We start from the raw sequence: 7,678 nt of genomic DNA, 5'->3' as shown, positions 1-7,678 counted from the left end.
CCCGCCTTGGCCACTCGGCCTGCCTTGTCCTTGGCCCCGTACATGAGCCGTCGCAGCACCGCCTCGGCCGGGCCCCGGCGCCCCGCGCGCTCCAGGGCGTACGCCCCCGCCACCGTGAGCAGCCAGACGCCGGCCGCGAAGAGCGCCATGGTCCAGCTGGACAGGGGCTCGCCGAGGCCGAGCCCCCAGGCGGCCAGCACCGGCGCGAAGAGCAGCGAGTGTGCGAGGTAGCAGGACAGGGACCGCTTGCCGACCGCCGACACCGCCGTGACGACCGTGGCACCCGCGCCCACACCCGCGCCCGCACTCATACCTGCGCCCGCGCTCGCAGCACCCGTACCCGCATCAGTACGCGCCTCCGCCCCCGCGCGCGCCTCCCGGCCGCTCCACCAGTGCACGAAGAGCGCGACGGCCGCCACGTAACCGAGTCCTGCGGCGTTGCCGGTGACGTCCCGGAGCAGCGTGAGCGCGCCCTCCTCGCTCTGCGCGTCGGCCGGTACGTCCAGGGCGCCGACGTGGGCGAGCGCGGCGGGCAGCGCGCCGAGCCAGCCGACCGTGATGCCGATGACGGCCGTGCGGCGCAACAGGGTCCGATGGCGTCCGGGCTCCTCCAGGACGCGGCGCCGGGCCGCCCAGAAGCCGAGCAGGAAGACGACGTATCCGCCGCCGACCAGTGCCAGCGCGGAGGCCAGGAACGTGACGAACAGGCCGGTCTCCAGCCGGGTCTGAGCCGCCGTGAGCCAGTTCCCCTCCTGTGCGGCGTACGCCAGGAAGCCCGGCTCCGCGCCCGCGTCCCCGAGCGTGCCCAACTCGCCCCGGAGCAGGGCCGATACGACGGGCTGGGCCGCGAAGAACACGAGCAGTACGGCGCCGACGCAGATCCACCGCTTCAGCGCACGCTCGCTCCGCCGCAGGAAGACCAGGCCGAGGACGAGGCTCAGCACTCCGTAGTAGCCGACGATGTCGCCCGCCATCAGCAGGGTGGAGTGCAGGAGCCCGATGACGATCAGCCACAGACTGCGCCTGCGCAGGATCCTGGCGGCGCCCCCCTCGGAGTTGCCGGCGGCGGTCTGCCGGAGGAAGAGCTGCATCATCCCGTAGCCGAAGAGGAACGCGAAGAGCGGATAGACCCGCAGGTCCAGCACGATGATCATGGTGAACTGCACGGCGTGGTCGAGCCATGAACCGTCCGCGGGCTGCCAGCCCGAGGGGCCGCGTCGGGCCGCCCAGAGGTGGAAGGCGGTGTTGGACAGAACGATGAGCAACAGCATGATCCCGCGTGCGAGGTCGGGTGCGAGCGCCCGCTCCTCGGCCCGCACACCCCCGCGCCGCACCGGCGTCTCTTCGCTCGTGGTCGTCATGCCCTCAAGCTAGGAAGGGCCTGACCTGGGCGATATCGGTCGGCGGTCCAGCACCGACCGACCAAGGATGGCGGAGGTCCGGCGGCGAACAACCAAGGGATGACACCGAGCCGGGGGACCGCGACCAAAGTCGCCGCCGAGCACTCCCTCGGTCGGAAGCCCGGTCATCAGCCGGGCCAGGAACCCCGGCCGGAAGTCCGCTCGGAGACTCAGGCAGGCCCCGCCCCCGCCCGCCACAGCTGCTCCGTCCGTCCCGTGTCCGGGGCCAGGTCCAGGCCGTCGTCGCCGTACGGCGTCAGCGCGTGGTCCGGCGCGACGGCCGGGCGGATCACGCCGTCGGCGCTCACCGCGAACCGCAGGTTCACGGCGTTGCGGCCGTCGAGCGAGTCGCACTCCCAGATGCCCACGCCGTCGTCGGTCGCGCCGCGGCTGTCCAGACAGAAGTCGGGGTCCGCGTACGACTGCAGCGCACCCCGGTCGGTGTCGACGCGCCAGCGCTGGGTGCCGGACGAGGAGCAGGGGGCCGTGATGACGTCCGTGCCCTTCTCCATGTCACCGTCCCGGATGTCCAGGCAGCGGCCGGTGGAGCGGTTCACGACCTGGGCGTAACTGCCGTTCGGCGGCGGCGGCGCCGGGGCGGACGGCGGGCCGGACGTCGGGTGGGACGGGCTCGGCGACGCCGGCTTCGACGGGCGTGAACTCCTCGTCGGGGACGGGGAGTCGGTGCTGTCCGTGGGGGAGGCGGAGGGCGCCGTCGGAACCGTGGCCGTCACGGTGACCGCCGGCGGGGGCACCGGAGTGCTCGCGCTTCCCGCCGTGTCGGGCCCTGAGCCGCCCGAGGAGGGGAGGAAGAGCAGCAGCGGGGCCAGGGCGACCCCGAGCGCCGCGGAGGCCAGGACGAGGCGACGGGAGGGCGGCCAGGCGGCCAGGGGGCCCCAAGTGGCCGACTCCGTCTGTGCGGTGGCGCGCGAGCGGGCCGCCGCGCCCGTGCCGTACGCCGTGCCGCCCCACGGCAGCAGGCCCTCGGCCAGACCCGTGTGCGGGTCGTCCCGCAGCGCGGACAACTCCTCGTACGCGGTGGCGCAGTGCGCGCACTCGGCCATGTGGGCGCGCAGATCGGTGCTGTGGCGTGGGCTGTCGGGGCGTACCGACTCCTCGATCAGCCGGCGGAAGTCCTGGCAGCGCGGATCGCCGGAGGCGGCGAGATGGCTCTTCAGGAAGGACGCGCGAAGTGCCTGGAGCGCGGGTTCCGTTCCGTACGTCACGTCCTCGCGGGTGAGCCCGAGCAGACCTGCCGTGTTCTCCTCGGGCTCCCGCTCCACGATCCCGTACCAGGCGAGGCCCTGGACCCGGGAGGGGAGCGACCGGAACGCGTCGAGCAGCGGCGGTGTCGGGCCCTCGGGACCGGACGCGCGCAGTCGCGCGAGGAGTCCGGGGTCGAGGCGGCCGGCCCGTTCGTCCCCGGTCCAGGTGACGGCCACCTGCCCTGCCAGCAGCAGGAGTTGGTGCCGCCAGGCGCCGCCCGGGTCGGAGCCGCGCGCGGTCTCCTGGGCCGCGAGGGCGAACGCCCGGTCCGTCAGCTGGCGCGCCGCGGAGTCGGCGGTGGTGCACAGACGGGCGTACGCGAGGACCGACGGCCGGTGGCGCACGCGCAGTTCGCGCAGTGCCGCGTACGCGGTCTTGGTGTCCGCGCGCAGCAGCTCGGTGAGCCGCGCGTCGGCCGCACCCGCGTGCACGCCGCCCCCGCCCCCGTTCCCGGCATCACCGCCGGTCCCCTGCCCCTCGCCCCGAACCATCCACGTGCCTCCCTGCACCCCCGCGCCTCATCCGCCGGACAACTGACCTACCAGCCAGTTTGGCGGGTGACCATAGTGATGGAAGGTGAACAGTGAAGAAAGGGGTTCCCGTGGGTAACTCGGGGGATCCGAGGGCGCGGACCCGCGTGCGACGGGGCCATGTGTCCGGGCGATCCGAAGGTGCGGCCCGCGCGATCCGCCGACAACGCGCTCGGGGCCGGGCCGGATGATCCGGCCCGGCCCCGAGCGCACACCTGCGCGCCCTGTGTGCCGGTACGACCACACACCTCGTGCGGTGGTGCGGTGGCGACGGTGACCGTCACTCCTCGACGGTCAGTCCCCTCCGCAGCCGCACCAGCGTCCGCGAGAGCAGCCGCGAGACGTGCATCTGCGAGATACCGAGTTCGTCACCGATCTCTGACTGCGTCATGTTGGCGACGAACCGAAGGGACAGGATCTGCCGGTCGCGCGGCGGGAGTTCGGCGATCAGCGGCTTCAACGACTCGACGTACTCGATGCCTTCGAGTCCGTGGTCCTCGTAGCCGATCCGGTCGGCCAGCGCGCCCTCGGAGTCGTCCTCCTCGGGCTGGGCGTCGAGTGAGCTGGCCGTGTAGGCGTTGGACGCCGCCATGCCCTCGACGACCTCGTCGTTCGACAGGCCCAGACGCTCCGCCAGCTCTCCCACCGTCGGAGCGCGGTCCAGTTGCTGCGCGAGTTCGTCGCCCGCCTTGGCCAGGTCGAGGCGGAGTTCCTGCAGTCGGCGCGGTACCCGCACGGACCACGAGGTGTCGCGGAAGAAGCGCTTGATCTCGCCGACGATCGTCGGCATCGCGAAGGTCGGGAACTCGACGCCACGGCTGAGCTCGAACCGGTCGATCGCCTTGATCAGGCCGATGGTGCCGACCTGGATGATGTCCTCCATCGGCTCACTGCGGGAGCGGAACCGGGAGGCGGCGAACTTCACCAGGGCGAGATTGAGTTCGACCAGGGTGTTGCGTACGTACGAGTACTCGTGGGTGCCTTCTTCCAGCGACTCCAGCCGCTCGAAGAGGGTCTTGGACAGGGCCCGTGCGTCCACTGGCCCGACCTCGTCGAAAGGCGGGATCTCCGGAAGTCCGGCGAGGCCGACGTTCTCGTCGGCGGACTCGTCTTCCAGTCGTTCCAGAGGGGGTGTCGACGTCGCCCTCTGGGGCTGCGATGCGTCGAGCCGGGGTGACATGGTGTCCTCCATCGTTCTCGGCATATGGCTGCCGATGCCAATACGTGCACTGCGGTGTGCGGCGCCTCCAAAGCCGGCCGTGTCGAAAACTGTCTCTACTAGCCCTACCCGCTTTCGCGACTCTCTCGCAAGTGTGTTTCATGTTGAAATGTCCGTTTCTTGGCGGTTGTTCGGGTGTTGAAGAGTGCAGGGAAGGCGTAGGGTTCGAGGGCGTATCAACAGCCACGACGGTCGGAAGAGAGACACGGCATGGACCGCGGGACGGTCGGCAGCGCACAGTCGGGCCGGCTTCTGGTCGAGGTGCGGGAAGAGGGCGCTAGCGCCGTTGTGACCCCGGCCGGTGAGTTGGATCACCATACGGCGGATCTACTGCGCGAACCGATCGAGGAATGCCTCGACCGAGGGTTCGCGCGCCTCGTCGTGGACTGCTCGCGGTTGGAGTTCTGCGACTCCACGGGGCTGAACGTGCTGCTCGGTGCCCGGCTGAAGGCCGAGGCCGCGGGCGGCGGGGTCCATCTGGCGGGCATGCTGCCGGTGGTGTCCCGGGTCTTCGAGATCACCGGGGCGGAAGCCGTCTTCACCCTCCACGACACACTCGAAGAGGCTCTGAGCCAGCCCGGGGCCGACGGGTCCGAGGCCGGGAAACCCGAGCCCGACCCGGGCGACCAGTCGCCCTGAGGCGCTCCCGTGAGGCAAAGTTATGCCTCGGTTGTGTCCGTGTGATCAGCGCGTTACCAGAGTCACAGCATCCATGCCGAATAAGTGGGTGTTCTGACGGTTCGGTCGGGCAGGAGACATCCTGAATATGTCAACAGACCGAACGGCAAGCGCGCGGCAGTCCCCGGACGACTCCCGGATCCGGAGTGTCCCTGAGCTTTCCGAATGTCCTGAATGTGCTGAGTGCTGAGTCTTGAATCGTGAACTGGTGAATCGGTGAGGTGAAGCGCTGATGAGCACCACCCGGCCTTACCCGCCGGGCGACCGCGGCCCGGAACCGGGCGACGGCGGCGCTTCCGGGACGCCTCCGGGCGGCACGCCCGTCGTGCGTCGTGCCCGTCGGCTGAACTTCGACGGCGCGAGCGGGGTCGTCCCGCTCGCCCGCGACTTCGCTCGTCAGGCGTTGTACGAGTGGGGCTGGCTGCCGGCGGCCACCGCCGACCAGCGGGCCGCGGCCGAGGACGTCCTGCTGGTCGTCTCCGAGCTGGTCACGAATGCCTGTCTGCATGCCGAGGGGCCGGACGAGCTCCTGATCGCCTGCGAGAACAAGGTGCTCCGCATCGAGGTCTCCGACCGGGGGGCGGGTCAGCCCGCGCCGCGCACGCCGCACCGGGCCGGGCGGCCCGGTGGCCACGGGATGTTCATCGTGCAGCGGCTGTGTCTGGACTGGGGTGTGATCCGTTCGGCCGGGGTTGCGGGCAAGACGGTCTGGGCGGAGCTCGGGGCGCCGGCCTAACGCTCGGCCTGGTTTGGCGGGTTGGCGTGCCTGTGGGTTTCCTGCCCGCGGGTGCGTTGTGGCTGGGCGCGCCCCGCGGCGGAGCCGCACATGTCACCGCCCCGCGCCCCTTGGGGCTCGGTCGAGCCGCAGTCTGACATCGCCGGGCCTGCTCAGGGTCGATCTGATGGCCCCTCTGGGGGTTACCCGCGGTTCGGTTTTTCCCCTTCCCTCACTTGATGCGCGTCGGATCCCCACGGATCCGGCGCGCACTTTGTCTTCCCTCGGCAAGGCGCCGGGCGTACCTTGACGGCCGATCTGATGTGCCGTCAGGAACGCCATCAGGAAAGCCTTCAGGAATGAGGGGACCGTGTCATACCGGATGTACCCGAAACGAACCGCCGCGCTCGCGTCCGCCGCGGCCCTGGCCGGCTCGGCGGTGCTGATGGCCGCCCCCGCTGCCCGGGCCGACGTGGTGGACGTCAACTACCAGTGCAAGACACCCATCGGTGACAAGTCCGCCGTCTCGCCCATCGACATCAAGGGCGTCAAGAGCGGCAGCGGCTACCAGATCACCATGACCTTCGAGAAGGGCGTCTCGTCCAGCCCCGTCGACCTGGGCAAGGGCGCGATGAACCCGAGCGCGGTCATCAAGCTGGGCGGCGCCGAGACCGGCACGCTGGCGGTCAAGGGGCCCGCCAACCCGGCGACCGTGCCCGCCAACACGCCGATCAAGATCACTGACCTCACGGGTACGTACACCCCGAAGAAGACCGGCAAGGTCACCTTCACGCCGGGTGTGCTGACCATCAAGGCCCTCGGTACGACGACCACGTGCACGCCCTCCAACGGTCCGAAGGTCTCGCTGACCCTGGACGTCACGGCGGCCGGCGGCGGGACGACGGGGACGACGGGCTCCTCGCAGGACGCCCCCGCGGGCGGCGAGGAACTCCCGCAGACCGGCCCCGAGGACTCCGCGATCGCCCTCGGCACGCTCGGCGGCACGGTGCTGCTGGCGGGCGCGGCCGGAGTGCTGTGGCTGACCCGCAGGAACCAGGCCCACCGCTGACCCGCACGTCTCGTACGACCCGCACGGCCTGTACGTCTCGCACGACCCGTACGCCATCCGGAGCCGCCGATGCCGTTCGTACCGCCCGCCGCCCGTGTTCTCTGTCTCGCCGCCGTCGTACTTCTGGCCGTCGCTCCCACCGCCGCGGCCGACGGCGGCTGGTCCGTCGTGCCGTCGGCCGGCGGGCGGGACTCACGGCCGTACTTCTACGCGGAGGGCGCGCCCGGCACGGTTCTGCAGGACACGGTGTCGGTACTGAACCCGGGCGGGAAGCCGCTCACCGTACGGCTCCGGGGTGCGGACGCCGACAACACGAGGAGCGGCGGATTCTCCGTGCGGACCAGGGCGACGGACACCGGTGCCTGGATCACCTTCGCCGAGCGGACGGTGCGGATCCCGGCCCGTACCCGCGCCGACGTGCCGTCCACCGTGAGCGTCCCGGCGGGCGCCACGCCCGGCGACCACCCCGGCGCGATCGTCGCGAGCGCCGCCGGCCGGACCGCGGCCGTACGCGTCCATCTGCGGGTCGAGGGCCCGACCCTCTCCGCGCTCACCGTCGAGCAGGTACGGGTCAACGGCGGGCGCATCTCGTACGAACTGGTCAACCGCGGCACCACCGTGCTGACCCCGAAACTCGCCGTACGCGCCGAGGGGCTCTTCGGCGAGGTGCTCGACCGGGCCCCGCGCACCCTGCCCGTCGAACTGCTCCCCGGCCGCCGCGTCGCGCTCACCGAACCCTGGCCCGACCGGCCCGCGTTCGACTCCGTCGACGTCGAGGTGGCGGTCACGGCGGCGGGCGGG

Annotated in this window: 7 protein-coding genes; 4 read left to right on the top strand and 3 right to left on the bottom strand. The window is 71.5% G+C overall.

The window, feature by feature from the left end:
• The 3 genes from O3Q52_RS44445 to O3Q52_RS44435 all read right to left on the bottom strand — a co-directional run.
• Positions 1-1,361, bottom strand: a 1,361-nt coding sequence (locus O3Q52_RS44445; RefSeq protein WP_269654208.1) for a DUF418 domain-containing protein, incomplete at its 3' end; no start/stop codon positions are given.
• A gap of 209 nt (positions 1,362-1,570) precedes the next feature.
• Positions 1,571-3,157 carry an RICIN domain-containing protein gene (locus O3Q52_RS44440; protein WP_269654207.1) on the bottom strand — a complete coding sequence of 529 codons (1,587 nt, stop codon included), beginning with the start codon at positions 3,155-3,157 and terminating at the stop codon, positions 1,571-1,573.
• A 319-nt stretch (positions 3,158-3,476) separates the two neighbouring features.
• Positions 3,477-4,376: an RNA polymerase sigma factor SigF gene (locus O3Q52_RS44435; protein WP_269654206.1), complete on the bottom strand. Its 900-nt coding sequence runs from the start codon at positions 4,374-4,376 to the stop codon at positions 3,477-3,479.
• A gap of 249 nt (positions 4,377-4,625) precedes the next feature.
• Here O3Q52_RS44435 and O3Q52_RS44430 point away from each other — a divergent pair, with 249 nt between their 5' ends.
• From O3Q52_RS44430 to O3Q52_RS44415, 4 genes are all read left to right on the top strand, one after another.
• Entirely contained in the window at positions 4,626-5,054 is a 429-nt protein-coding gene (locus O3Q52_RS44430; RefSeq protein ID WP_269654205.1) for an STAS domain-containing protein, read from the top strand.
• A 271-nt stretch (positions 5,055-5,325) separates the two neighbouring features.
• The gene (locus O3Q52_RS44425; RefSeq protein WP_269654204.1) at positions 5,326-5,829 is read left to right on the top strand and encodes an ATP-binding protein; all 504 of its coding nucleotides are present in this window, start codon (positions 5,326-5,328) and stop codon (positions 5,827-5,829) included.
• 349 nt (positions 5,830-6,178) lie between these two features.
• The gene (locus O3Q52_RS44420; protein ID WP_269654203.1) at positions 6,179-6,877 is read left to right on the top strand and encodes an LPXTG cell wall anchor domain-containing protein; all 699 of its coding nucleotides are present in this window, start codon (positions 6,179-6,181) and stop codon (positions 6,875-6,877) included.
• A gap of 69 nt (positions 6,878-6,946) precedes the next feature.
• Positions 6,947-7,678: hypothetical protein (locus O3Q52_RS44415; protein ID WP_269654202.1), on the top strand; the 732-nt coding region annotated here is incomplete at its 3' end.

This window comes from Streptomyces sp. ActVer (genome assembly GCF_027270795.1).
GTDB classification, from domain to species: domain Bacteria; phylum Actinomycetota; class Actinomycetes; order Streptomycetales; family Streptomycetaceae; genus Streptomyces; species Streptomyces umbrinus_A.
This window is presented reverse-complemented; position numbering and strand designations above follow the sequence as displayed.